Genomic DNA, 24,252 nt, shown 5'->3' with positions numbered 1-24,252 from the left:
AAAAGCACGGTGGTTGCGCATGCCCTGCGGTAACACGCCCTGTCAGATGGGAAAAGGATACAGAACCTTTTCCCATCGCATGGTCAGGACAGGAAGCGGCGCAGCCCCAGTCCCTGCGTGCGTTCATGCAGGACGGAGGGCTGATAGGCGACGGAAATGATTTCGTGCGCCTGCTGCCATACGTTTATGTCTTCCGCGCGTTCGGTCTGCACGGTGGTGATGCCGCAGCGCAACATGAATTCGTACTGGTCCGGCAGCGGCTTGCCCGTCGCCCGGATTTCGCCAGAAAACGACAGATGTTCGCGCAGTGCGCGGGCCTGCGTAAAAGCACGCCCGTCACGGAAGGTGGTGAACGTGACTGCCACCAGACCAAGCCGCGGCAGGGCAGGGCGCAGCAGGGCTGCATCCACATCCGGCCCGATGGCGACACCCAGCGGCGCATCACCAGCGCGCGCCAGTCCTTCTTCCAGCCGTGCGAAGGGCACGATCACGGCACCCGTCGCGGGAACGGGCGCATCTTCGGCTATCGTGACCCAGGTGTCATCCTTGATGTGGCCATTCTCAAGCAGGGGCATAGACGGCATCCTTGAAGCTGGCGGCGCCAAGACGCCGGTAGGTATCGATAAACTGCTCATCGCCCTGACGCAGCACCAGATAGGTATCAATCAGGCGTGCGATGGCATCGACCGTCTCGTCTTCAGGTAGCGCCGGGCCGATGATCTGGCCAATGGCCACGTCATTGGCTGCCGAGCCACCAAGGGTCAGCTGGAAGAATTCCTCGCCGCGCTTGTCTACGCCAAGGATGCCGATATGGCCCGCATGGTGGTGTCCGCAGGCATTGATGCAGCCCGAGATGTTGATATGCAGCCTGCCGATGCGTTCCTGCAGTTCCGGATCGGCGAAGCGGGCGCTGAGCTTCTGTGCGATGGGAATGGACCGCGCATTGGCCAGTGAGCAGTAATCCAGTCCAGGGCAGGCAATGATATCGCCCACCAGCCCGATATTGGGCGTGCCCAGACCGGCCGCGACCAGCCTGGTCCACAGTTCGCGCAGGCGGTCCTTGCGTACATGGCCCAGCACCACGTTCTGCATATGGGTCACGCGGATTTCACCAAACGACCAGCCATCGGCCAGATCGGCGATCAGATCCATCTGGTCGGCCGTGATATCGCCGGGGATGCCGCCGTCGGGCTTGATGGAAACAACGGCGCTTATGAAACCGTCATTGCGGTGGGGATGGGTGTTGGTGCGCACCCAGCGGTCAAAGGCGGGATCGGCCTTGCGGTCGGCAGCAAGCTTCTGCGCCGCATCAGCAGGGGCCACCAGCTCTGGAATGCCGAAACGCGCACGGATGCCATCGACAATGGCGGGATCAAGGCGGTAGTCCGCGCGGTTCATCAATGCGAATTCCGCATCGACCTTTTCACGGAACAGGTCAACGCCCAGTGCCTGCACAAGGATCTTGATACGGGCCTTGTACATGTTATCGCGACGGCCATAGGCGTTGTACACGCGCACGATGGCCTCAAGGTAGGCTACGAGGTCTTCTTCCGGCAGGTTGTCGCGCAGCTGCACGCCAATGATTGGCGTGCGGCCAAGCCCACCGCCCACGAACACGTCAAACACCGGACGCCCCTGCGGTCCGGGACGGGCGACCAGACCGATGTCATGGAAGCGGGCCGCGACGCGGTCATGCGGGCTGCCGCTGATCGCGATCTTGAACTTGCGCGGCAGGAACGAGAATTCCGGGTGCAGCGTGGACCACTGGCGCAGGATCTCGGCATGGATGCGCGGGTCCAGCAGTTCATCGGCGGCAGCGCCTGCAAACTCGTCACACGTCACGTTGCGGATGCAGTTGCCACTGGTCTGGATGGCATGCATGTTCACGCCCGCCAGGTGTTCAAGGATATCGGGCGTATCCTCCAGCCGGATCCAGTTGAACTGGATGTTCTGGCGCGTGGTGAAGTGCCCGTAATCACGGTCATACGTGCGCGCGATACGGGCCAGCGCACGCATCTGGTCGGACCCCATCATGCCATAGGGCACAGCCACGCGCAGCATGTAGGCATGCAACTGCAGGTACAGGCCGTTCATCAGGCGGAGCGGCTTGAATTCATCCTCGCTCAGGTCACCCGCAATCCGGCGGTTTACCTGTTCGCGGAACTGCGCCACGCGCTGGGACAGGAAGGTACGGTCCACCTGGTCATAGGCATACCGGCCAACCGGCAGGGTTGCGGTGTCAGTGGACATTGGATGTCTCCACAGGGGCAAAATCAGGGTGGACGCTCGGCCCGAACGCACGGATGCGTTCACGCACCGTAAGCGGGGACAGGCCGGCAGCCGATGGGTCAAGCTGCACGCCATAGATACCTACCAGCTTGCGGGCATCCGGCGTGGCCTTGGCCTGCTTTATCGCGCCTTCGATATCCGCATTGTCGAAAACACGGGCATGGCCGATATGTTCCGACCACCCCTGCTGTGTCAGCCAGACAATGCGGCCATCAAGCAGGCGGTTGGCGGTAATGACGCTGGCACCGGTCGTATCCCGGCGGTTGTTCCTGACATCCACTTGTGAACCGATCCTTTTCCAGACAACAGGCAATCTGCCGTGACTGGTACAAAAAGGCGCCAGACATGTAAACTGGTGCCCGTAACCTAAATCCGGTCCTGTGTGGGGTCAGGCGGCCACGGCTGGCGGCCTGACCCCGCTGGTATCAGGACTTCTGGCGCCGGGTCGCCCCGTCAAGGCGGGTTTCCTCGCCAATGAAGGCGGCGAGGCGCGCTGCGGTCTCATCGCTCGACGCATGGGCCGTTTCCAGCCGCAGGTCGGGCTTCACGGGTGCTTCATACGGTGCGTCGATGCCGGTGAAGCCTTCGATCTTGCCCGCGCGCGCAGCGGCATACAGGCCCTTGGGATCACGCTGTTCACACGTGGCCTGCGGCGTGTCGATGAAGATTTCATGGAAACCTTCACCCACGATCTGGCGTGCCAGTTCGCGGTCTGCAATGGTGGGCGAAATCAGGGCGACGATCACAACCTGTCCGCTTTCCGCAAGGATGCGGGCCACGGCCGCGGCTCGGCGCACGTTTTCACGACGGTCCGCTTCCGAAAAGCCGAGGTCCGAACACAGGCCCGCGCGCAGCGTGTCCCCATCCAGAACCGACACATCGACCCCGCGTGAGAACAGGCGCGTTTCCGCACCGCGCGCCAGCGTGCTCTTGCCCGCGCCCGGCAGGCCGGTCATCCAGAACACGCCACCACGATGGCCCTTCGCCTGCGCACGGTCCCATACCGACACGGCGCTGCCGGTCGGGTGGATGGCGTTGCGGCCCGCGACACTCTCGGCAACCCCGATCAGCGGCGCGCCACCGACGATCTGCTGGTTGCGGTCCACCAGCACGCCACGCCCGTCCGACGTACCAGGCACGAACGCATCGAACAGCATGGTTTCGGACACCGCCAGCGTGATTTCGGCAAAGCCCTCGGGCGGCACTTCCTCGGCAGGGTGTTCGGTCAGGTCTTCCAGGCGCACCACGGAATCAATGGCCGCCACCGTGACCTGATGTTCCGCCGTGGCAAGACGCAGCTTGAAGCTTTCGCCCACGCGCAGCGGTTCCTGACGCAGCCAGAACAGGCGCGTGCGGATGCGCGCCGCACGCAGCGGTGCCGCGGATGCGGGATACAGGAAGTCGCCACGGTCGGGAATGACATCGGGTTCCAGCGTCACGGCCACGGACTGGCCTGCAATCGCGGCTACCTGCGGCGCCGTGTGCCAGCTTTCGATGGTGGCGATGCGGGCACGCGCGCCATGCACGCCAATCACCACCTCATCCCCAACGCGGATGCGGCCACGTTCGATACGGCCTACGACAATGCGCTTGGTATCGAAGCGGTAGACATCCTGTACCGGCAGGCGCAGCGGCAGGTCGGCGCGCGACGACGGGGCGGGGACCGCGGCCAGTGCCTCGGTCAGGGTCGGGCCCTTGTACCACGGCATCTTGTCCGAACGCGACGCCATGTTGTCGCCTTCACGCGCGGAAGCGGGGACGAACACGGTCGGCTCGATTTCCAGCTGGTGCAGCAGGGCGGTGATGTCGCGCTCGGCCGCTTCGATCTTCTTCTGGTCGTAGTCGAGGATATCGACCTTGTTCATCAGCACGATGACATGGCGGATACCGATCAGGCGCAGCAGCATGGCATGGCGGCGGGTCTGTTCCTGCGCGCCTTCGTTCGCATCAACCACCAGTACTGCGGCTTCCGCATCGGCCGCACCGGTGATCATGTTGCGCAGGAACTGGCGGTGGCCCGGCGCATCCACGATCACGAACTGGCGCGTGCCCAGCCGGAAGGGGATACGGGTGGAATCAACGGTAACACCCTGGTCGCGCTCGATCTGCAGGCTGTCGAGCAGGAAGCTCCATTCAACCGTCAGCCCGCGCTTCTTGCTGGATTCAATGATCTGCGCGACACGCCCTTCGGGCAGGCTGTCGGTATCATACAGCAGGCGACCGATCAGGGTGGACTTGCCATGGTCGACATGGCCCACGATCACGATGGGGGTGGCGGCGTCCTGCGGGGCAGGGGTCGGGATTGTACTCATTGTAATATAACTCCGTCCTGTCCGATCAGAGGTAGCCGGCCACGCGCAGGCGTTCGAACGCGTCCTCGGATTCATGATCCATGGCACGTCCCGCGCGTTCGGACGTGCGCGACGTTTCCAGTTCCGCAATCACTTCGGCCACGGTGGTCGCGTTGCTTTCGACCGGGCTGGTGATGTCCTGGTCCCCCAGCGAGCGGTAGCGCTTGCCATCCTTCGCGAAATACAGGTCAACCAGCGGGATGCCCTCACGCTCGATATAGCGCCAGATATCAATCTCGCGCCATGACAGCAGGGGATGGACGCGCACATGCATGCCGAGTTCGTGAGGGGTGGCGTACTGGTCCCAGAATTCGGGCGGCTGGTTTCGTACGTCCCACTTGTGGCCTGCACCTCGGGGGCTGAACACGCGTTCCTTGGCACGGGTGGCCTGCTCATCACGGCGGATGCCCGCGATCACGCCTGCCAGCTTGTACTTGTCGATCATCGCGGCAAGACCCGCGGTCTTGCGCGCGGCGGAACGTGCGGCAGGCGGCAGGGTGGGATCGATGTCTTCCACCGGGGGGCAGTCACCCAGCAGCAGTTCAAGGTTCCATTTCTTGCTATATTCATCGCGGAACCTGTACATTTCCGGGAATTTCTTGCCGGTATCAACATGCATGACCGGGAACGGCACGTTGCCAAGGAACGCCTTGCGCGCCAGCCACAGCATGACGTTGGAATCCTTGCCCAGCGACCACAGCATCGCCAGCGGCTTCAGCTTCCGGTAGGCTTCACGCAGGATGAAGATGCTCTGGGCCTCTAGTTGGTCGAGATCGTCCATGGAATTACAGACCTTCCGTAACAGGAAAGAAAACAAAGGAAACTGGCGGCCTCAGCCCGGCCGGTGCGGCGGCGCCCGCCTCAGGATGCCTTGCGGACATGGATACCACATTCCGTCTTGCTCTGCCCGGCCCATCGACCCTGGCGGGGATCCTCGCCTTCGGCCACGGGACGCGTGCACGGTGCGCACCCGATGGAGGGATAGCCCCGCAGCGTCAGCGGGTGGCGCGGCAGGTTGCGACGCGTCATTTCAGCGTCCAGTTCACGCGGTGTCCAGCTTATCAGCGGGTTGATCTTGATCTTGCCGCCGGGCGCGTCCTCCACCACCGGCAGGCCCTGCCGCGTTGCGGCCTGGGTACGCTTGCGGCCCGTGATCCACGCATCAAAGGGGATCATGGCCTCATCCAGCGGTTCGACCTTGCGCAGCGCGCAGCAGGCGTCGGGGTCAAAAGCCCATAGCTGGCCTTCGGGGTCGCGGCGTTCGATCTGTTGGGGGGCGGGGTGCAGGTCGCGCACGTCGCGCAGCCCCAGCACTCGGGCCAGTTCCTGCCGGTACGCCAGCGTTTCGGGGAAATGCTGGCCCGTTTCAAGGAACAGTACCGGAACGGCGGGATCAATTTCTGCCGCCAGCGCCAGCATGACGGCAGATTCGGCCCCGAAGGATGAAACCAGCGCAATACGTCCGCGCAGCCGCGTCAGGGCAACACGAAGCACGTCGGAGGCATTTTCTCCCGCCTGCTTCAGTTCTGCCATAATGTCCGCATTGATGCGCATAATCTCCCCCAGGCCGGATTTTACACTAGGCTATGGCGTTCTTTTCTCCGCCACACCTAATCCCCGCGGTTTGTAAAATCAAGGCGTCGCCTGGCATTTACACATAATAATACGCATATTCCGCGACGGGGGTACGAATGTTGCGGGATATGGCGGTGGATGTATCCCTCAGCGGCTCATGATAACGATAATATCGCTGTTTTCCAGCATGTGACGGGTCACGCCACCCAGAATCATCTGACGCAGGCGGGAGTGGGAATACGCCCCCATGACCATTGTGTCCGCGCCCAGCGTATGGGCCATGCCCAGCATGTCTTCGCCGACCGGACGGGAATCACTACCGAATTCGTGAATATTGGCCATGATGCCATGCAATGACAGGAATGACCGTACATGCCGGGCTTCGGGGCCGGGGCGCTGGTAGGCGGGGCTGTGCAGGATATGCACGGCTTCCGCCCGTTTCAGCAGCGGCAGGGCATGGTGGATGGCGGATGCGGCTTCCGACGTGCCGTTCCAGCCGATGCAGATGCGTCTGCCTATGGTCGGCGGGGCCACGGGCGGCACGATTATTACCCCGCGCCCGCTTTCAAACAGGATGGCATGCAGCGTATCGGATGAGGAGACATCTCCCTCCGGGTTGGGCTGGCGCAGGACCACGATATCGGACAGGCGCGCCTGGAAGGACACGACGCTGCGGGTATGGCCGTTATGGGCAATGAAGCTGGCGGACAGGCCGTGCATGCCCACCGGCGAAAGGGGGGAGTCCACCGCCACCACCGGGATCTGTTCGCGGGTGACAAATGCATCAAACAGTCCACGCACGCCATTGAGGCGCGCGGCACTTTCCTTCAGGGCAGATGCGATCATTTCCTGCACCATGGCGCCCGACAGGCCTTCACCTACCAGCGGCCCGACTTCCTGCATGTCGGTGCCCACATGCAGTACGGCGAGATGTGCATCGAACATGCGTGCAATCGCGCCGCCAACGTCCAGCGCGCTTTCCGCATGGCTCATCCCGGCCAATGGCAACAATATCCTGCGTATGCACATGCCCCGCCTCCTGATCCGTTCATGGGGCGCGCGGTCCGTCTGGCGGGTGCGACACGCCCCTTAATAAATAAAAACGGATCAGGTGGCGTTAAGTTCAGGGGTAAAGGCGCTCCGTCGTCCAGCCATCGGCTGTCCGGTCCCATACGGCGCGGTCATGCAGACGGTAGGGACGGTCCTGCCAGAATTCGAAATGCTGTGGCACGACGCGAAAACCGCTCCAGTTGGCGGGACGGGGAATGACGGCCCCGGGATCGGGATAGCGGGATTCAAGTTCGGCCACCGCCTTCTCGAACACCGCGCGGTCGGGCAGGGGGCGGGACTGGTCCGATGCGATGGCGCCCAGTCGGGAAATCCGGCTGCGGCTGGCGAAATAGGTATCGGCCTCGGCTGGAGTGACGGGTTCCACCGCACCTTCGATGCGGATCTGGCGGCGGATGCTTTTCCAGTGGAACAGCAGGGCGGCGTGCGGGTTGGCTTTCAGTTCGGCGGCCTTGCGGCTGTTGAGATTGGTATAGAATACGAACCCCCGCCGGTCCGCGCCCTTGAGCAGGATCATCCGCACCGAAGGCCGCCCGTCAGCCGTGGCGGTAGCCAGCGCCATGGCGTTCGGGTCGTTGGGTTCGTGCGCCGTGGCGTCCCGCATCCATGCGTCAAACAGGTCGAACGGGTCGGCATCAAGGTCGATCAGGGGAAGGGTCATGGGGCGGGGTTCCGTAACGCTGCATGCCTGGTACCGGCCTGCACCGGGCGCGACCGGGGCAGGGATACGAAACATATGGAAACATAAGGTAAGTTACCATGTGACAATTATTGGCTACAATTAGCGCAATCGGCATCTTGTCCAAAACGGCAGCTTGTGCAACCACGAGGCCGAAATTTCATCCGTCATTTACCATTAAGGATACCAGCATGTCAGACGGCGCGCCCAAAATCGCCATCAAGGGTTCATTGATGAAAGGCAAGCGGGGCCTTGTCATGGGTGTTGCGAATGACCGCTCCATCGCATGGGGCATCGCGCGCGCCGTGGCCGAGCAGGGGGGCGAGCTTGCCTTTACCTACCAGGGCGAGGCGCTGGGCAAGCGCGTGCGCCCGCTGGCCGAAACCGTGGGATCTTCGCTGGTCCTGCCATGTGACGTGACCGATGACGCGGCCATGGATGCGACATTTGCCGCGATCGAGAAGGAATGGGGCAAGATTGACTTCCTCGTCCACGCCATTGGCTGGGCGGACAAGCAGTTCCTGCGCGGACGGTATGTTGATACCCCGCGCGACGCCTTTCTCAAGGCGATGGACATTTCGTGCTATTCCTTCACCGCTGTCGCCCGGCGCGCTGCGGCCATCATGAACCCGGGCGGTTCGCTGCTGACCCTTACCTATCTGGGGGCCGAGCGCGTCATGCCGCATTACAACGTGATGGGTGTGGCCAAGGCGGCGCTGGAGGCTTCGGTGCGTTACATGGCGGTTGACCTTGGTGGTGATGGCATCCGCGTCAACGGTATTTCAGCGGGGCCGGTCATGACGCTGGCGGCCAATGGCATTGGCGATTTCCGCTATATCCTGAAGTGGAACCAGTATAATTCCCCGCTGGAACGTAACGTGTCGCTGGAAGAAGTGGGTGGCGCGGGCCTGTACATGCTGTCCGACCTGTCGGGTGGCGTTACGGGTGAAATTCACCATGTTGATTCCGGCTATCATATTGTCGGCATGAAAAACCCCACCGCGCCGGATATCACGGTCGCGGGTAACTGATCGCGGGAATCCTGCCCCCATGTCGTACAATACCTTTGGCCATCTGTTCCGCGTCACCACGTGGGGCGAAAGCCATGGCCCGGCCATCGGCTGCGTGATTGACGGCTGCCCGCCGCGTATCCCGCTGGATGTGGCGGATATCCAGCCCTGGCTGGACCGTCGCAGGCCCGGACAGTCGAAATTCACCACCCAGCGTCAGGAAGCCGATCAGGTCGAGATCCTGTCCGGTGTGTTTGAGGGCAGGACGACCGGCACCCCGATTTCGCTGGTCATACGTAATACCGACCAGCGTTCGCGTGATTATGGCGATATCGCAACCCGTTACCGTCCCGGCCACGCTGATGTCGCCTATGACATGAAATACGGCATCCGCGATTATCGCGGTGGCGGTCGTTCCTCGGCGCGGGAAACGGCCATGCGGGTCGCGGCGGGGGCCGTGGCGCGCAAGGTGCTGGGGGATATGGTCAGCATCCGCGGTGCGCTGGTGCAGGTCGGGCCGCATGCCATCGACCGTGCGCGGATGGACTGGGACATGGTCAATGACAATCCCCTGTTCTGTCCGGATGCAGCGATACTGCCGGTATGGGAAGGCTACCTTGCCGATATCCGCAGGAAGGGATCGTCCATCGGTGCCGTGATCGAGGTCATGGCCGAAGGCGTGCCGCCGGGGCTGGGCGCGCCGATCTATGGCAAGCTGGATTCCGACCTTGCCATGGCTTTGATGAGCATCAATGCGGTCAAAGGGGTCGAAATCGGGGAAGGGTTTGCATCTGCCTGTCTGACGGGGGAGGAAAACGCGGACCCGATGCGCATGGAAAATGGCAGGCTCCAGTTCGCTTCCAATCATGCCGGTGGCGTGCTGGGTGGTATTTCCACCGGGCAGCCGGTCGTGGCGCGTTTCGCGGTCAAGCCGACCAGTTCAATCCTGACCCCCGTGCCCTCCGTCACGCGTGAAGGGGAGAACGTGGATGTCATGACCAGAGGGCGGCATGACCCCTGCGTTGGTATTCGCGCCGTACCGGTGGGGGAAGCGATGATGGCCTGCGTTCTGGCTGATCACCTGCTGCGCCATCGGGGACAGGTGGGCTGTCAGGACCCTGTGATCCTGTAAGATTTCGGGTCGCTGCATGTGCCCCGTCCTGCTCTCTGCAGCCTGCTCACGGGACGTTCGGCAAAGCGTGCCCATGGTCTGGCGCGGGGTGGCCGTTCCACCCCCGCGCCATCCGTTGGTTCAGCCTTTCAGCTTCGCGTCCAGCGTGACCGTTGTGTTGAACAGTTTCGAGACCGGGCATCCGGCTTTTGCCTTTTCCGCCAGTTCCCTGAACTGTGCTTCGGTGGCGCCGGGAATTTCGGCCTCCAGCGTCAGTTTCGCATGGGTGATGGCAAAGCCTTCGCCCTGCTTGTCCAGCACGATTTCGGATTTTGCATCCAGTGATGTGGCCGTCAGGCCCGCGCCACCAAGAATGCCCGACAGGGCCATGGCGAAACACGCGGCATGGGCGGCGCCCAGAAGTTCCTCGGGGTTGGTGCCGGGCCTGTCCTCAAAACGGGTGTTGAAGCCGTAAGGCTGGTTCTTCAGCGATCCGCTCTGGGTCGAGATTTCGCCCTTGCCGTCCTTCAGTCCACCTGACCAGTGTGCCGTCGCAAATTTCGTGATCGCCATTACGCCTTGATCCCTGTTTTCATGTTGCAATGCGGGCATGACACCCGCCGTGGATGATAGCCATCCCTCGCATGAGGCAACCACTCCGCTTGCGAAAAGTTGCATCACGATGCGCCCCGCGTCATCTGCGCCCTTGCAATATGCGCTAAAAACAGCCATATCCCGCCACGGTCCCGCGTTGGGGCCAATTCGCACGTGAAGCCAATACCTCTGGTGTCCTTGAAAAACAGGGCGTGCTTCACGGAGGATAAACCAGACACAAGGATTTAGCCGACATGGCGATGCCTGAATTCACAATGCGCCAGCTGCTCGAAGCCGGCGTGCACTTCGGTCACCACACCCGCCGCTGGAACCCGCGCATGGCGCCGTACCTGTTCGGTGTGCGCAACCAGGTTCACATCATCGACCTGCAGCAGACCGTTCCCATGCTGGACCGTGCGCTCAAGGCGATCCGTGATACCGTCGCCGGTGGTGGCCGCGTGCTGTTCGTTGGTACCAAGCGCGCAGCCGCCGATCAGGTGGCCGAAGCTGCCAAGCGTTGCGGCCAGTACTACGTCAACCACCGCTGGCTGGGCGGCATGCTGACGAACTGGAAGACCATCACCGGTTCGATCAAGCGCCTGCGCGGCATTGACGAAATGCTGGAAAACGGCACCCAGGGCCTGACCAAGAAGGAAGTCCTGGACATCACGCGCGACCGTGAGAAGCTGGAGCGTTCGCTCGGCGGTATCAAGGAAATGGGCGGTCTGCCCGACATCCTGTTCGTGATCGATACGAACAAGGAAAAGCTGGCGGTTGAAGAAGCCAACAAGCTGGGTATCCCGGTTGTGGCCGTGCTGGACAGCAACTCCGACCCGCGTGGCGTAACCTTCCCGATCCCGGGCAACGATGACGCCATCCGCGCCATTGCCCTGTATTGCGAACTGGTTTCGTCCGCTGTCCTCGACGGTATCTCCGCCGAGCTGGGTGCGTCGGGCGAGGACTTTGGTGCGTCCGAGGAACTGCCGGTCGACCCCGCCGTGGAAACGGCCGTGACGGAAGCCGCCGCAAGCGCGGAATGAAAATGGACGCCGGGGCAGGCTGAAACAGGCCACCCGGCGTAACTGACACAGCAAGGACACGCCCTGCAGTCATGCAGGGCGTGCGCCTGTCGTGAGGAGTATCAGGATAATGGCGCAAATTACCGCAGCCCTCGTCAAGGAACTTCGTGAGAAGACCGGCGCGGGCATGATGGATTGCAAGAAGGCCCTTAACGAGGCCGAAGGCGACATCGAAGGTGCGATCGACTGGCTGCGCAAGAAGGGCCTTTCGGCTGCCGCCAAGAAGTCTGGCCGCGTTACGGCCGAAGGCCTGGTTGGCGTGGCGCAGGCTGACAGGAAGGCCGCCATGGTCGAAGTCAACGCCGAGACCGACTTCGTTGCCCGCAACGAGCATTTCCAGAACTTCGTTTCCGAAGTGGCCCATGCGGCGCTGAGCGTTGGCGACGATCTGGAAAAGCTGAAGGCTGCCGTGCTGAAAAGCGGCCGCACCGTTGCCGATGAACTGACGCACCTGATCGCCACCATTGGCGAAAACATGTCCATCCGCCGCGCGCGCGTGCTGAGCGTGCCGTCGGGCGTAGTTGCGACCTACGTGCATTCCGCCGTAAGCCCCGGCCTGGGCAAGATCGGCGTTCTGGCTGCTGTTGAAGCGCCGACCGCCAGCGAAGCGATGGAAGACCTCGGCCGCCGTATCGGCATGCATGTCGCCGCCACCCGTCCGGCTGCGCTGGATGTGGACAGCGTCGACCCGCAGGCGCTTGAGCGTGAGCGCGCCGTACTGGTGGAGCAGGCCAAGGCTTCGGGCAAGCCCGACGCGATCATCGAGAAGATGGTCGATGGCCGTATCCGCAAGTTCTATGAAGAAGTCGTGCTGCTGGAACAGGTCTGGGTGCATGATGGCGAAAGCCGCGTGCGCAAGATCGTGGAAAAGGCAGGCGCCAAGCTGACCGGCTTCGACCGTTTCCAGCTTGGTGAAGGCATCGAAAAGGAAGAAAACGACTTTGCCGCTGAAGTGGCAAAGGCTGCCGGCAACTGATTTCGTTGCCGGTTTCCGGTTTTCTTTTCGCAAGGGCGGGTACTTCCTGATGGAATGGGAGGCACCCGCCCTTGTGCTTTCCGCCACCCCGTATGGGGAAGGCAGCGCGATTGCGCATGTCCTGACCGGTGAATACGGCCTGTATCATGGTCTGGCCCGTGGGGGGGCATCCAGCCGGGGCCGGGCGGTATGGCAGACCGGCAATCTTGTCCGCGCGCGCTGGACCGCCCGCCTGCCTGAACAGCTGGGCAACATCACGGCGGAAACGGTCCATGCCTCCAGCGCGCGCATACTGGACGCCCCGCTGCCACTGGCCATGCTGGCATCATTATGTGCGCTGGCTGACGGTTGCCTGCCTGAACGCGAACCTCATCCCGCCATCTTTCAGGGACTGGCCAGCCTGCTGGCGCGAATCAGCCTCGACCCGCAATGGGCGGTGGCCGGGGCCATGCCCGAAATCGTGCGGTGGGAACTGCTCCTGCTGTCCGAACTTGGCTTCGGCCTGGACCTGACACACTGTGCCCTTGGCGGTAGGCGGGACGACCTGTGCTGGGTATCACCGCGCACCGGGCGGGCGGTATCGGACGAATGCGCAGGCGAATGGCGCAGCCGCCTGCTGCCGCTGCCCGGTTTCTTGCTGCATCCCGATCAGGTCGGTACACCTGTGGACTGGTATGACGGGTTGCAGCTGACAGGGCATTTCCTGCAACGCGACGCCTTTGGCCAGCGGCATCGTCCCGTGCCTGAAGCCCGGTGCAGGCTGCTGGACATGATCGCGCGGGAGGCGGACATTCCCCCGCCGGATGCGTCGCCCGACGGGGCGACAGCCACCACCGAGTGATTACTACCATTGGACAAAGCGTAAAGTTTCGCTATCTGTTCACCTGCGGGAGGAAGATTGCATGCCTGTGGACACAACAGCTGGCCATATTGAAGATACCAAGCTGGCCGATGCGCTGAGTGAACGTTACCTGGCCTATGCCATGTCAACGATCATGTCGCGTTCGCTGCCCGATGTGCGTGACGGGCTGAAGCCGGTGCATCGTCGCATGATCTATGCGATGCAGCAGCTCAAGCTGGACCCGTCCGCCGGGTTCAAGAAATGCGCCCGCGTGGTCGGTGACGTAATCGGTAAATACCATCCGCATGGCGATGCTTCGGTTTACGAGGCGCTGGTGCGGCTGGCCCAGGATTTTGCCGTCCGCTACCCGCTGGTGGAAGGGCAGGGCAATTTTGGCTCGATCGACGGCGATAACGCCGCCGCCATGCGGTACACCGAATCCCGCCTGACCGAAGTCGCCAAGGCCCTGCTTGAGGGAATCGGTGAGGACTGCGTTGATTTCCGCCCCACCTATGATGGGGAAGAACAGGAACCTGTCGTCCTGCCTGCTGCTTTCCCCAACCTGCTGGCCAACGGGGCAGCGGGGATCGCGGTGGGCATGGCGACCTCCATCCCGCCGCATAACGTGGGTGAGATCTGTGCAGCCGCCCTTGCCCTGATCCGCAAGCCCGCCATGACCACGATCGAACTGCTGAAACACATGCCCGGTCCGGATTTCCCCACCGGCGGCAGTATCGTGGAAGACAGCGACGCTATTGCCCGCGCTTACGAGACAGGGCGCGGTTCCTTCCGCATCCGCTCGAAATGGGAAGTGGAGCAGGGGCGTTTTGGCACATGGCAGATCGTGGTGACCGAAATCCCGTATCAGGTGCAGAAATCCCGCCTGATCGAACAGGTCGCAGACCTGATGGAACAGAAGAAGCTGCCCCTTCTGGCCGATATCCGCGATGAAAGCACAACCGATATCCGGCTGGTGCTGGAACCCAAGTCGCGCGGGATCGAACCTGCGGTGCTGATGGAAACCCTGTTCCGCGCAACGCAGCTGGAAAGCCGCTTTGGCCTGAACATGAACGTGCTGGGTGCCGATCAGGTGCCCGGCGTGCGCAGCCTGAAGGATGTGCTGCAGGCATGGCTGGACCACCGTCATGACGTGCTGCAGCGCCGTAGCGCCAACCGGCTGGCGGCGGTCAACCGGCGTCTGGAAATCCTTGACGGGTTCCTTGCAGTCTATCTCAATCTTGATGAGGTGATCCGCATTGTCCGTGAGGAGGACGACGCGAAGACGGCCCTGATCGCGACTTTCGACCTGACGGAACTGCAGGCGGAATCGGTGCTGAACATGCGCCTGCGCAGCCTGCGGCGGCTGGAGGAAATGGAAATCCGCGACGAGCATGCCAGGCTGAGCGCGGAAAAGCAGTCCCTGCACGACCTGCTGGAACAGGAAGGGTTGCGGTGGAAGCGCATTGCATCCGAAATCAGGGATATCCAGAAAACTTTCGGCAGTGGTGCCCTGGGCAGGCGGCGCAGTCTGCTGGCTGATGCGCCGGTTGAGATCGATGTCGAAGCCGCCCTGCCGGTCGAGCGTGACCCGCTGACGGTTATCCTGTCGCAGAAGGGCTGGATCCGTACCGTCCGTGGCCACGGGCAGGACCCTGAAGCCCTGAAATTCAAGGAAGGCGACGGTCTGGGCATGTTGGTCGAATGCCATAGCAATGACCGGCTGTGTGTTTTCGCGACTGACGGGCGCGCCTTTACGCTGCGTGTGGGCGACCTGCCGCGTGGACGCGGTGATGGCCAGCCCCTGCGCCTGATTATCGACCTCTCCAATGATGAGGACATCATTACGATGTTCCCCGTCGAGGACACGCGCAAACGCCTGCTGGCGTCCAGCACCGGGCGCGGCATGATCGTGGCGGAATCGGCCATGACGGCGGAAAAACGCACCGGCAAGCAGGTGCTGAACCTGAAGGATAACGAAAGCGCTCTGGTCTGTGTGCCAGCTACAGGCGACCATGTGCTGGTACTCGGCCAGAACCGGCGCATGCTGGTCTTCCCGCTGGATCAGCTGCCGGAAATGACGCGTGGCCTTGGCGTAATCTTGCAGAAATACAAGGATGGCGGCCTGCGTGATGCCGTCGTGTTCGCGGCTGATGTGGGTGTCGCGTGGCCCGATCCTGCCCGTACGCGTTCCTTTGCGGATCTGAAGGATTATCTGGGCAAGCGGTCTGACATGGGCAAAACGGCACCGGCCTGGGCCACGCGCAGACCGCGCGCCTGACGGGCTATTCCACCGGGCGGAACAGCCCGTCCGGCAGGAAGGCGCTTTCATGGGACTGATATTGCGCCAGGTCCAGATCGTGCCAAACGCCGCGGGTCATGATCTGGGCTGGGCGGAAACGGGCCTTGTAAGCCATTTTCCGGCTCTCACTGATCCAGTAGCCCAGATACAGGTGGGGCAGGCCAAGCGTGCGGGTGTATTCGATCAGGTGCATCACCGCGAATGTACCCAGTGAACGCTGCTGCAATGCGGGATCATAGAAGTCATAGACGGCGGACAGTCCGTCATCCAGCTGGTCCACCAGTGCCACGCAGGTCAGTCTGCCGTCACCATCGCGGAATTCGATCATGAAGGTCTCGATTGGCGTATCCTCGACCATGGCCCGGTAATCGGGAAAGGTCATGGACGCCATGTCGCCACCTTCGTGTCGGGTGGACTGGTACGCACTGAACAGGCTGAACTGTTCGGGTGTGGCGGCAGGGGGGATGCGTTGCGCGCGCAGCCCGGCATTGCGGCGCAGGGCGCGCAACTGAGTGCGGCCGGGGGTAAAGCGCGCCACGGGCACGCGTATGGGCGTGCAGGCGGTGCAGCCCGCGCAGACCGGGGCATAGGCAATGGTGTGACTGCGGCGGAATCCGGCCCGTGACAGGCGGTTATGGAACGGCACGGCGTCCGGTCCGCCAATCTCGGTCACGACCTTGCGTTCCATCCGTCCCGCCAGATAGGGGCAGGGCATGGGGGCCGTCGTATAGAACAGCTGTGGATGCCGTGGCGATGTGTAGGTCATGCGCTCTCACCAGCCGGAAAACAGGAAACGGCAGTCCTGTAAACAGGAAAGACGGACTGCCCGTGGTTCCTGAACGGTTATCATATCCTTCCTGTTGCAGGCATCAACTATCCGGTCGTGCGCGCGTGGTTTTGTCGCGTTCAGGCGCGCAGCAGGCGGGCAGCGTCCAGCGCGAAATAGGTCAGGACGCCATTGGCACCCGCACGGCGGAAGGCCATCAGGCTTTCCATGATGACGCGGTCACGGTCCAGCCAGCCATTCTGGATTGCAGCCATCAGCATCGCGTATTCGCCCGACACCTGATAGGCGAAGGTCGGCACCGCGAATTCCTGCCGCACGCGCGCGATGACATCCAGATACGGCATTCCCGGCTTGACCATCACCATGTCGGCCCCTTCGCTCAGGTCCATGGCGACTTCACGCAGGGCCTCATCCGTATTGGCGGGGTCCATCTGGTATGTCTTCTTGTCACCCGTCAGCAGGCCGCCCGACCCCAGCGCATCACGGAACGGGCCGTAGAAGGCGCTGGCATATTTGGCGGCGTAGGACATGATGCGGGTATTGACCAGTCCGCCCGCGTCCAGCGCGGTGCGGATGGACCCGACGCGCCCGTCCATCATGTCGGACGGCGCGATGATGTCGATCCCGGCCGCGGCCTGGTTCACGGCCTGTTTCACAAGGATTTCGACCGACGGGTCATTGACCACGTAGCCGTCTTCGATCAGTCCGTCATGGCCGTGGCTGGTATAGGGGTCCAGCGCCACGTCACCGATCAGGCCGATTTCAGGAAATTCCTTTTTCAGCAGGCGTGCCGCCCGACACATGAGGTTGTCGGGATTGGTTGCTTCCGTGCCTGCTTCATCGCGCAGGCTGGCCGGCGTGATGGGGAACAGCGCAAGGGCGGGAATGTCCAGCTTTGCCGCAGGTTCCACATGGGCTGCCAGCCGGTCGAGGCTGACGCGCTGCACGCCGGGCATGGAGGACACATCGGTGACCGAACCCGTGCCCTCGGTTACAAAGATCGGCCAGATCAGATTATCGGTCGATAGCGTGTTTTCAGACACCAGCCGCCGTGTGAACCGGTCGTGCCGGTTACGGCGCAGCCTTGTTTGGGGAAACTGACCGATATTCATCCAATCCAACTCCATCAGGGAAGGGGCGACTATGATCCCGTAGCCGCCCCGTGCCAAATTATGATCCGGTAATCCGTCCCGCGCGTTCAGGATTTCCCGCGCATGGCAGGTATGACCGCGCCCAGCCGGCTGTGGCGTATGCCATACAGCCCATACACAACCAGCCCGATCGCCAGCCAGACAACCAGCCGCAGCCATGTCAGCCCGTCCAGCGAGAGCATCATGATCCCGCAGCTCAAGATACCCGCCACCGGGATTGCGCTTCCGCCGGGCACCCGGAATGCACGCGGGCGGTCGGGTTCACGTACCCGCAGCACGATAACGCCCACGCATACGATGACAAAGGCCAGCAGCGTGCCGATCGATGTCATGTGCGCCAGCTGTTCGATCGGCAGGAAGGCGGCCAGCGTCCCCGTTACCCCCATGAAGAACAGGTGGCATGCAACCGGGGTGCCCAGACGCGCATGCGTGCGTCCGAACATGGGTGGCAGCAGCCCGTCGCGCGCCATGGCAAAGAAGACCCGGCTCTGCCCCAGCAGCAGGACAAGGATGACCGACAGGAAGCCACATATGACGCCGATCTTGACCGCCGCCTGCAGCCAGCCAAAGGGCGTGTGGTCTATGGCGGTGGCCACGGGGGCGGCGTCGCCAATCATGTCGCGGTAATTCACCAGCCCGGTCAGCACGAAGGAAAAGGCGATATAGACCAGCGTGCAGATCGCAAGGCTGCCCATCAGGCCGATGGGCATGTCACGCCCGGGATTGCGCGTTTCCTGCGCCACGGTGGAAACGGCGTCAAACCCCAGATAGGCGAAGAAGATCGTCCCCGCCGCGCGCAGTATGCCCGACAGGCCGTAATGCCCGAACTCGCCGGTATTGGGGGGAATGAAGGGGGTGTAGTTCGCGGTCCTGATATAAGGCAGCCCGAAGCCGATCACGGCGGCGATGACCGTAAGCTTGATCGCTACTATGACGGCGTTCAGCCGCGCGGATTCCGAAATCCCGCGCATGAGCAGCACGGACAGCACCACGATGATGAAGACGGCAGGCATATTGGCGATGCCATGGACGGGCTGGCCACCTGCCATGCCCACGACCTCGAACGGGGAGGCCGTGAGCCGGGGTGAAAGGTGGATGCCCCATCCCTCCAGCAGGGAGCGCATGTACCGCGCCCAGCTGACCGATACGGCGGACGCCCCCACCGTATATTCCAGCACGAGATCCCAGCCGATGATCCAGCCCATCAGTTCGCCAAGGGCTGCATAGGCATAAACATAGGCGCTGCCCGCCGCCGGGATCATGCCCGCCAGTTCCCCGTAACACAGTCCGGCAAAGGCGCACGCCACCGCCGCCAGCACGAACGATATGAGTACGGCAGGCCCGGCATTGCTGCCCGCGGCAACACCGGTCAGCGAGAACAGGCCCGCCCCGATCGTGACCCCGACCCCCAGCGCCACCAGGCTGCCGGCGCCCAGGACGCGTTTCAGTCCCGCATCATCGGCTGGCGCGCCAACGGGCAGCCGACGCAGCAATGCGCGTGTAATGCCTGTGTTCATATTGCAACGCACGGGGCGGTATGGATGGGGGAAGGTAATGTAACAGGGGTCAAATCAGCCGGTCTCCATAATTTTGGCGTTGTCTTGACGCCACGATATGGCGCACATAGCAGGCCTGTTCCCATACGTGTCATGTCCGTTTGCCTACCCGGAAATGACAGGTGATCCAATGAATGGAGAGACATAACGGTGCCGGACCCCATCAGCCAGACTGACCTCAAGCAGTTTTTCCGCGCCCCACTGACCCAAGCCGACCCCGATGTCGCCGCGATTATCGATGCGGAACTGGTGCGTCAGCGTGACGGGATTGAACTGATTGCCAGCGAGAACATGGTCTCCGCCGCCGTCATGGCAGCACAGGGCAGCGTTCTGACCAACAAATACGCCGAAGGTTATCCCGGTCGCCGTTATTATGGTGGCTGCGTGGAAGTGGACAAGGTCGAGACCCTGGCCATTGAACGCGTCAAGACAATGTTCGGCGCGGAATTCGCCAACGTGCAGCCCCATTCGGGCGCCAATGCCAATCAGGCGGCCTTCATGGCCATGGTCAAGCCAGGCGATACCGTCATGGGCATGAGCCTTGCCGCCGGTGGGCACCTGACCCACGGTGCTGCTCCCAACTATTCCGGCAAATGGTTCAATGCGGTCCAGTACGGCGTGCGCAAGGAAGACGGCCTGCTGGATTATGAGGAAATGGAACGCCTTGCCCGCGCCGAAAAGCCGAAGCTGATCGTTGCCGGTGGGTCCGCCTATCCCCGTATCATCGATTTCGCCCGCTTTCGCGCCATTGCGGATGAAGTCGGCGCGTATCTCATGGTGGACATGGCCCATTTCGCGGGGCTGGTCGCGGCTGGCCTGTACCCGTCGCCCGTGCCACACGCGCATGTCGTGACGTCCACCACGCACAAGACCCTGCGCGGGCCGCGTGGCGGGCTGATCCTGACCAATGACGCGGATCTGGCGAAAAAGATCAACTCCGCCGTATTCCCCGGCCTGCAGGGCGGTCCGCTCATGCATGTGATCGCGGCCAAGGCCGTAGCGTTTGGTGAGGCGTTGCGTCCCGACTTCCGTACCTATCAGGAAGCGGTGGCAAACAATGCCCGCGTGCTGGCGGAAACGCTGGTTCAGAGCGGCTTTGACATCGTGACCGGCGGTACGGACTGCCACCTGATTCTGGTGGACCTGCGGCCCAAGGGGGTGACGGGTCGTGCGGCGGAGCGTGCGCTGGAACGCGCGGGCATTACCGCCAACAAGAACGCCATTCCGTTCGATCCCGAAAAGCCCGCTGTTACATCGGGCATCCGCCTGGGCAGCCCGGCGGCGACGGCGCGCGGCTTTGGTGAAGAGGAGTTCCGTGAAGTTGGCCGCATGATCGACGATGTGCTGACTGCCCTTGCCAAAACCCCTGGGGAGGAAGGTTGCGCGACGACGGAACAGGCCGTGCACGAACGCGTCAAGGCGCTGTGCGCACGCTTCCCCATCTACGCCTGACCATGCTGATGGCCGCCTGTCCCGGTTACTGATCCGGGGCGGGCGGTTGCGTGCCCGTATCCACGCGGGCGAACCGTACGGCTGTATGACCACGGGCGGGACGCAGGTTGGGCATGACCAGCATGCACCGGTCATAGGGCGTGCGGATTTCATCACCGCCGTCATGCGCCACCACCGTGCCTGCATCAGCCACGACATGTCCGCTGTGAAAGGGCATGACGAAGCGGAACAGTCCCGTCCGCGCCGTTATCACATCCGTCACCACCATCTCCCGTCGCGGTAGCACGCCATCATTGGCGGGCAGGCCACAGCATGGCCCGATCAGGGATACGACCGCCTGCATGGTGCGTGTAACGGTTGCTTCGTGCCAGTGCTGGCCTGCTTCCAGCAGGCAGGCGGCGGCACTGCCGTTACTGAAGCGTGGATGATCGATCAGCCTGCATCCGCTACGGTGCCCCTGGTCGGCCACGCATACATCCACGCCACGAACGCGCCGCGCCATGGCCCGGCTTGTGGGCGACAGGCCTGAGAGTACCAGCGGATCCCCCGGCCACAACATGGAATGCAGGTCCAGCAGCCTGTCCGCCGTCAGGATGACCGGCAGCAGGATGCGCGCCCGGTCGAGTTCATATGACGTCTGTCGGCTGTCCAGCATGGCGGGGAACCAGACACGGTTCATGTCCTCGTCCACGCAGCGCGCGCGTACCGGGTCGCATGGGTCGAACTGGCGCATGGCCTCGGGGTTGGCGAAGACCAGCGACAGCCGTCCCGCACGCGGGCGGACGCGACGACGCAGCAGGCGGTCGAGCACGGTCGCACCCGCGAATTCATTGCCATGGATCAGGCTGACACAGACGATATGCGGGCCGGGCCTGCGTCCTTCGTAATGCATGACGCCGGGAATGCCGCAGTTACCCGCCAGCCACGGTGACAGGTCGGGTGGCGTGATGCCGATTTTCCATCGTGGCAGGCTGGATACTGGCGGGGGCAGGCGTTCCAGAAACGTGGTGGGCCGTGCCACGCGTACAGGCAGGCGTGGTGAATCATCCGGCCCATGTGTCATGCCCGGCAGGTCCGGTCGGTGGCCGTGCCAGTCCCGTCATGCGCCGGGATATGTGACTGCATGGCATCGGTGTTCATCATGAAATCCAGTTTATCCAGCCTTTACTCCACGGCAAGACCATGGGGGCGGAGGGCGTATGACAAATGCATGAACCGATCCGTCATTCCGGCAGGCTGGCGATGCGGATGCGCTGTCCCGTCAGGCGTTCGATTTCCTTCAGCGCCTGACGTTCCTCCGGTGCGCACAGGGCGACGGCCACGCCGCGTCGCCCGGCACGCGCGGTGCGCCCGATGCGGTGGACATAGGCTTCGGGCTGTGCGGGGATGTCGTGGTTGATGACAAGGGCGATGTCATCAATGTCGATTCCCCGCGCCATGACATCGGTCGCCACCAGCACGCCCACGCGCCCCTGACGGAAGTCGCGCAGCATGCGCTCGCGCCGTGCCTGTGAATGTTCGCCATGGATCGCGACCGCAGGTGTCAGCGCGCTTATGCCGCGGGCAATGGTATCGGCTTCCTGTCGGGTGCGCACGAACACCATCACGCGCTGCATCCCATACTGTTTCAGGCAGGCCAGCGTCGCCTCCGCCTTGTGGCGGGTGGGCACGAAAATGGCGTATTGTGCAATGCGTGGCGCGGGGGCGTCCGCCACCTCCATGCTGATGCGCAACGGCCGGTGCAGCAGGCGGGCGGCCAGTTCGGCCATGGCCGGGGGAATGGTGGCGGAAAACAGCAATGTCTGGTGCTGCGCTGGCAGGGCGGCGGCAAGGGCCAGCATTTCTTCCGCAAATCCCGGCTCCAGCATGCGGTCGGCTTCATCCAGCACGAACTGCGCCACGGCGGACAGGTCCAGCTCGCCGCCACGAGCCAGATCGATCACCCGGCCCGGCGTGCCGACCACGATCGCGACCCCTTCGCCCAGCGTCCTGGCCTGCGCCACCCGCGCCGTGCCGCCAGTGGCCTGCAGGATGCGCAGGCCACTGCCACGGGCAAGGCCACGCAGCACGCCCGCCGTCTGTCCCGCCAGTTCGCGCGTGGGCGACAGGATCAGGCAGCGTACGCGGGTATTGTCCGCATCACCCGGCCGCATGAGGGTCGACAGGATGGGGGCGGCAAAGGCCACCGTCTTGCCGCTGCCGGTGCCCGCGCGGGCTTCCACATCCCGTCCGGCCATGACTGGGGGAATGACTTCGCGCTGGATCTGGGATGGCTGGTGCAGTCCCATGCGTGTCAGGGCGGCCACCACGCGGCCATCCAGCCCCATGCCGGAAAATGTCGGTTCTGTCTCACTCATTGTAGCCACTTAGCGTGCCTGAGCGATTGACAAAAGGGGCGGGGCATTGACGCCCCGGCCCCCGACCCGTCACATGGACGTATGGCAGCTTCCATTCCTACCGCCACCGTGATTGCGGCGGACCTTGCCGGCATGCGTTCACAGACCTTCGGACTGGCGCAACGTGCGGGGCTTGATCCCCACCTGCATGCGCTGGTCCCCCGCGGGATATGGCGACGTGTTCCCGCCGCATGGTGGCCTGCTCCTTTGCGGGCGATCATGCCGCTTGGCCTTGGCCCGGATTACCGAGACCATCCGGTCATCAGCATCGGCGGCAGCGGGGGGGCCGTAGGTGCCGCGCTGCGCAGGCATGGCGCGCGCGTGATACAGGTGCAGAACCCGCGCCTGTCGCCCGCCCGCTTCGATCTGGTCATCGCCAATCGCCATGACCGGATTTCCGGCCCCAATGTCGTCCTGACGCGCACGGCGCTGCATGGGGTGACGCCCGCGCTGCTGGATCAGGCACGGCGGGAATGGGCGCCGTTCCTGGCCCATCTCCCGCGCCCGCTGGTTGCCGTTCTGGTTGGTGGGGGAAATGGTCGCTTCCGTCTGGGGCGGGCGGAGGGGGCTGCCCTTGCCACACAGTTGGCCGCCATGATGCGGCGTGACCGGGTGGGCATTGCGCTGACGCCATCGCGCCGGACGGACCCGGAAGTATGCGGTGCACTGCAGCGCGCCCTGGCCGGGCCGGATGCGTGGGTATGGGACCAGACCGGACCCAATCCATATATGGGCCTGCTCGCCTGTGCTGATGTGGTTGTCGTGACCATGGACAGCGTTTCCATGATTTCTGAAGCCGTGGCGACATCCGCCCCGGTCATGGTCGCCAGCCTGCCGGGCCGGTCGCGGCGGATCGGGCATTTCCTGCATGACCTGACACAGGCCGGTCGTATCCGGCCCTTTGCCGGGCGGCTGGAAACATGGCCTGTCACACCATTGGATGATACCGTCATGGCGGCGGAAGCTGTACGGCATTATCTGGGACTTGCAGCGGTGGTACAACAATAATTCTCCCGCTTGCGCCAGAAGTGGAATAAA

General features: G+C 63.1%; 22 protein-coding genes. 8 read left to right on the top strand and 14 right to left on the bottom strand.

Annotation, left to right across the window (positions count from 1 at the left end; all coding sequences use genetic code 11):
• Positions 1-83: 83 nt before the first annotated feature.
• From ACE2AA_RS05255 to pdxH, 8 genes are all read right to left on the bottom strand, one after another.
• Positions 84-575 (bottom strand): DUF934 domain-containing protein, encoded by a 492-nt coding sequence (locus ACE2AA_RS05255; protein ID WP_395371570.1) that lies wholly within the window; start codon positions 573-575, stop codon positions 84-86.
• Positions 562-2,250, bottom strand: coding sequence for a nitrite/sulfite reductase (locus ACE2AA_RS05250; RefSeq protein ID WP_395371568.1), 1,689 nt, complete (start codon positions 2,248-2,250; stop codon positions 562-564). Before ACE2AA_RS05250 ends, ACE2AA_RS05255 begins: the two co-directional genes overlap by 14 nt.
• Positions 2,240-2,569, bottom strand: a complete 330-nt coding sequence (locus tag ACE2AA_RS05245; RefSeq protein WP_141300077.1) for a DUF2849 domain-containing protein — start codon at positions 2,567-2,569, stop codon at positions 2,240-2,242. The genes ACE2AA_RS05250 and ACE2AA_RS05245 overlap by 11 nt, the downstream gene beginning before the upstream one ends.
• Before the next feature lie 145 nt (positions 2,570-2,714).
• The gene (cysC, locus tag ACE2AA_RS05240) at positions 2,715-4,601 is read right to left on the bottom strand and encodes an adenylyl-sulfate kinase (RefSeq protein ID WP_141260180.1); all 1,887 of its coding nucleotides are present in this window, start codon (positions 4,599-4,601) and stop codon (positions 2,715-2,717) included.
• A 25-nt stretch (positions 4,602-4,626) separates the two neighbouring features.
• Positions 4,627-5,421, bottom strand: coding sequence for a sulfate adenylyltransferase subunit CysD (cysD, locus tag ACE2AA_RS05235; protein ID WP_395371567.1), 795 nt, complete (start codon positions 5,419-5,421; stop codon positions 4,627-4,629).
• 80 nt (positions 5,422-5,501) lie between these two features.
• Positions 5,502-6,194: a phosphoadenylyl-sulfate reductase gene (locus tag ACE2AA_RS05230; RefSeq protein ID WP_141260178.1), complete on the bottom strand. Its 693-nt coding sequence runs from the start codon at positions 6,192-6,194 to the stop codon at positions 5,502-5,504.
• Positions 6,195-6,362: 168 nt separating this feature from the next.
• Positions 6,363-7,208 (bottom strand): universal stress protein, encoded by an 846-nt coding sequence (locus tag ACE2AA_RS05225; protein ID WP_141260222.1) that lies wholly within the window; start codon positions 7,206-7,208, stop codon positions 6,363-6,365.
• A gap of 130 nt (positions 7,209-7,338) precedes the next feature.
• Positions 7,339-7,944 carry a pyridoxamine 5'-phosphate oxidase gene (pdxH, locus tag ACE2AA_RS05220; protein WP_141260177.1) on the bottom strand — a complete coding sequence of 202 codons (606 nt, stop codon included), beginning with the start codon at positions 7,942-7,944 and terminating at the stop codon, positions 7,339-7,341.
• Between the two features lie 209 nt (positions 7,945-8,153).
• Between pdxH and fabI the strand changes: the two genes are divergently transcribed.
• Positions 8,154-8,993: an enoyl-ACP reductase FabI gene (gene fabI / locus ACE2AA_RS05215; protein ID WP_141260176.1), complete on the top strand. Its 840-nt coding sequence runs from the start codon at positions 8,154-8,156 to the stop codon at positions 8,991-8,993.
• 19 nt (positions 8,994-9,012) lie between these two features.
• Entirely contained in the window at positions 9,013-10,104 is a 1,092-nt protein-coding gene (gene aroC / locus ACE2AA_RS05210; protein ID WP_141260175.1) for a chorismate synthase, read from the top strand.
• A gap of 120 nt (positions 10,105-10,224) precedes the next feature.
• Here aroC and ACE2AA_RS05205 read toward each other — a convergent pair whose 3' ends face one another.
• Positions 10,225-10,656 carry an OsmC family protein gene (locus ACE2AA_RS05205; RefSeq protein ID WP_141260174.1) on the bottom strand — a complete coding sequence of 144 codons (432 nt, stop codon included), beginning with the start codon at positions 10,654-10,656 and terminating at the stop codon, positions 10,225-10,227.
• Positions 10,657-10,931: 275 nt separating this feature from the next.
• Between ACE2AA_RS05205 and rpsB the strand changes: the two genes are divergently transcribed.
• The 4 genes from rpsB (at position 10,932) to parC (ending at position 15,851) form a co-directional block, all read left to right on the top strand.
• On the top strand, positions 10,932-11,717 hold the full coding sequence (rpsB, locus tag ACE2AA_RS05200; RefSeq protein WP_061271752.1) for a 30S ribosomal protein S2: 786 nt from the start codon (positions 10,932-10,934) through the stop codon (positions 11,715-11,717).
• 109 nt (positions 11,718-11,826) lie between these two features.
• Positions 11,827-12,732 (top strand): translation elongation factor Ts, encoded by a 906-nt coding sequence (tsf, locus tag ACE2AA_RS05195; protein ID WP_141260173.1) that lies wholly within the window; start codon positions 11,827-11,829, stop codon positions 12,730-12,732.
• Positions 12,733-12,781: 49 nt separating this feature from the next.
• Positions 12,782-13,573 (top strand): DNA repair protein RecO, encoded by a 792-nt coding sequence (gene recO / locus ACE2AA_RS05190; RefSeq protein ID WP_395371562.1) that lies wholly within the window; start codon positions 12,782-12,784, stop codon positions 13,571-13,573.
• A gap of 61 nt (positions 13,574-13,634) precedes the next feature.
• Positions 13,635-15,851: a DNA topoisomerase IV subunit A gene (parC, locus tag ACE2AA_RS05185; protein WP_395371561.1), complete on the top strand. Its 2,217-nt coding sequence runs from the start codon at positions 13,635-13,637 to the stop codon at positions 15,849-15,851.
• Positions 15,852-15,855: 4 nt separating this feature from the next.
• Here the strand turns inward: parC and ACE2AA_RS05180 are convergent, their stop codons facing one another.
• From ACE2AA_RS05180 to ACE2AA_RS05170, 3 genes are all read right to left on the bottom strand, one after another.
• The gene (locus tag ACE2AA_RS05180; RefSeq protein WP_395371560.1) at positions 15,856-16,638 is read right to left on the bottom strand and encodes an arginyltransferase; all 783 of its coding nucleotides are present in this window, start codon (positions 16,636-16,638) and stop codon (positions 15,856-15,858) included.
• A gap of 140 nt (positions 16,639-16,778) precedes the next feature.
• The gene (gene hemB / locus ACE2AA_RS05175) at positions 16,779-17,771 is read right to left on the bottom strand and encodes a porphobilinogen synthase (RefSeq protein WP_141260169.1); all 993 of its coding nucleotides are present in this window, start codon (positions 17,769-17,771) and stop codon (positions 16,779-16,781) included.
• An 86-nt stretch (positions 17,772-17,857) separates the two neighbouring features.
• Positions 17,858-19,327 (bottom strand): amino acid permease, encoded by a 1,470-nt coding sequence (locus ACE2AA_RS05170; protein WP_395371559.1) that lies wholly within the window; start codon positions 19,325-19,327, stop codon positions 17,858-17,860.
• Positions 19,328-19,528: 201 nt separating this feature from the next.
• Here ACE2AA_RS05170 and glyA point away from each other — a divergent pair, with 201 nt between their 5' ends.
• Positions 19,529-20,818 carry a serine hydroxymethyltransferase gene (glyA, locus tag ACE2AA_RS05165; protein ID WP_305778618.1) on the top strand — a complete coding sequence of 430 codons (1,290 nt, stop codon included), beginning with the start codon at positions 19,529-19,531 and terminating at the stop codon, positions 20,816-20,818.
• A 25-nt stretch (positions 20,819-20,843) separates the two neighbouring features.
• On the opposite strand, the gene ACE2AA_RS05160 is transcribed toward glyA, so the two are convergent.
• Positions 20,844-21,881, bottom strand: coding sequence for a succinylglutamate desuccinylase/aspartoacylase family protein (locus ACE2AA_RS05160; protein WP_395371558.1), 1,038 nt, complete (start codon positions 21,879-21,881; stop codon positions 20,844-20,846).
• Between the two features lie 160 nt (positions 21,882-22,041).
• Positions 22,042-23,145, bottom strand: coding sequence for a DEAD/DEAH box helicase (locus ACE2AA_RS05155; RefSeq protein WP_395372135.1), 1,104 nt, complete (start codon positions 23,143-23,145; stop codon positions 22,042-22,044).
• A gap of 111 nt (positions 23,146-23,256) precedes the next feature.
• Here ACE2AA_RS05155 and ACE2AA_RS05150 point away from each other — a divergent pair, with 111 nt between their 5' ends.
• On the top strand, positions 23,257-24,222 hold the full coding sequence (locus ACE2AA_RS05150; protein ID WP_141300063.1) for a mitochondrial fission ELM1 family protein: 966 nt from the start codon (positions 23,257-23,259) through the stop codon (positions 24,220-24,222).
• The last annotated feature ends 30 nt before the right edge of the window (positions 24,223-24,252 follow it).

The sequence above is a fragment of the Komagataeibacter diospyri genome, assembly GCF_043995075.1.
In the GTDB taxonomy this organism is placed as follows: domain Bacteria; phylum Pseudomonadota; class Alphaproteobacteria; order Acetobacterales; family Acetobacteraceae; genus Komagataeibacter; species Komagataeibacter diospyri.
The sequence above is the reverse complement of the archived record's forward strand: the minus strand, read 5'-3'. Positions and strand labels throughout refer to the sequence as shown.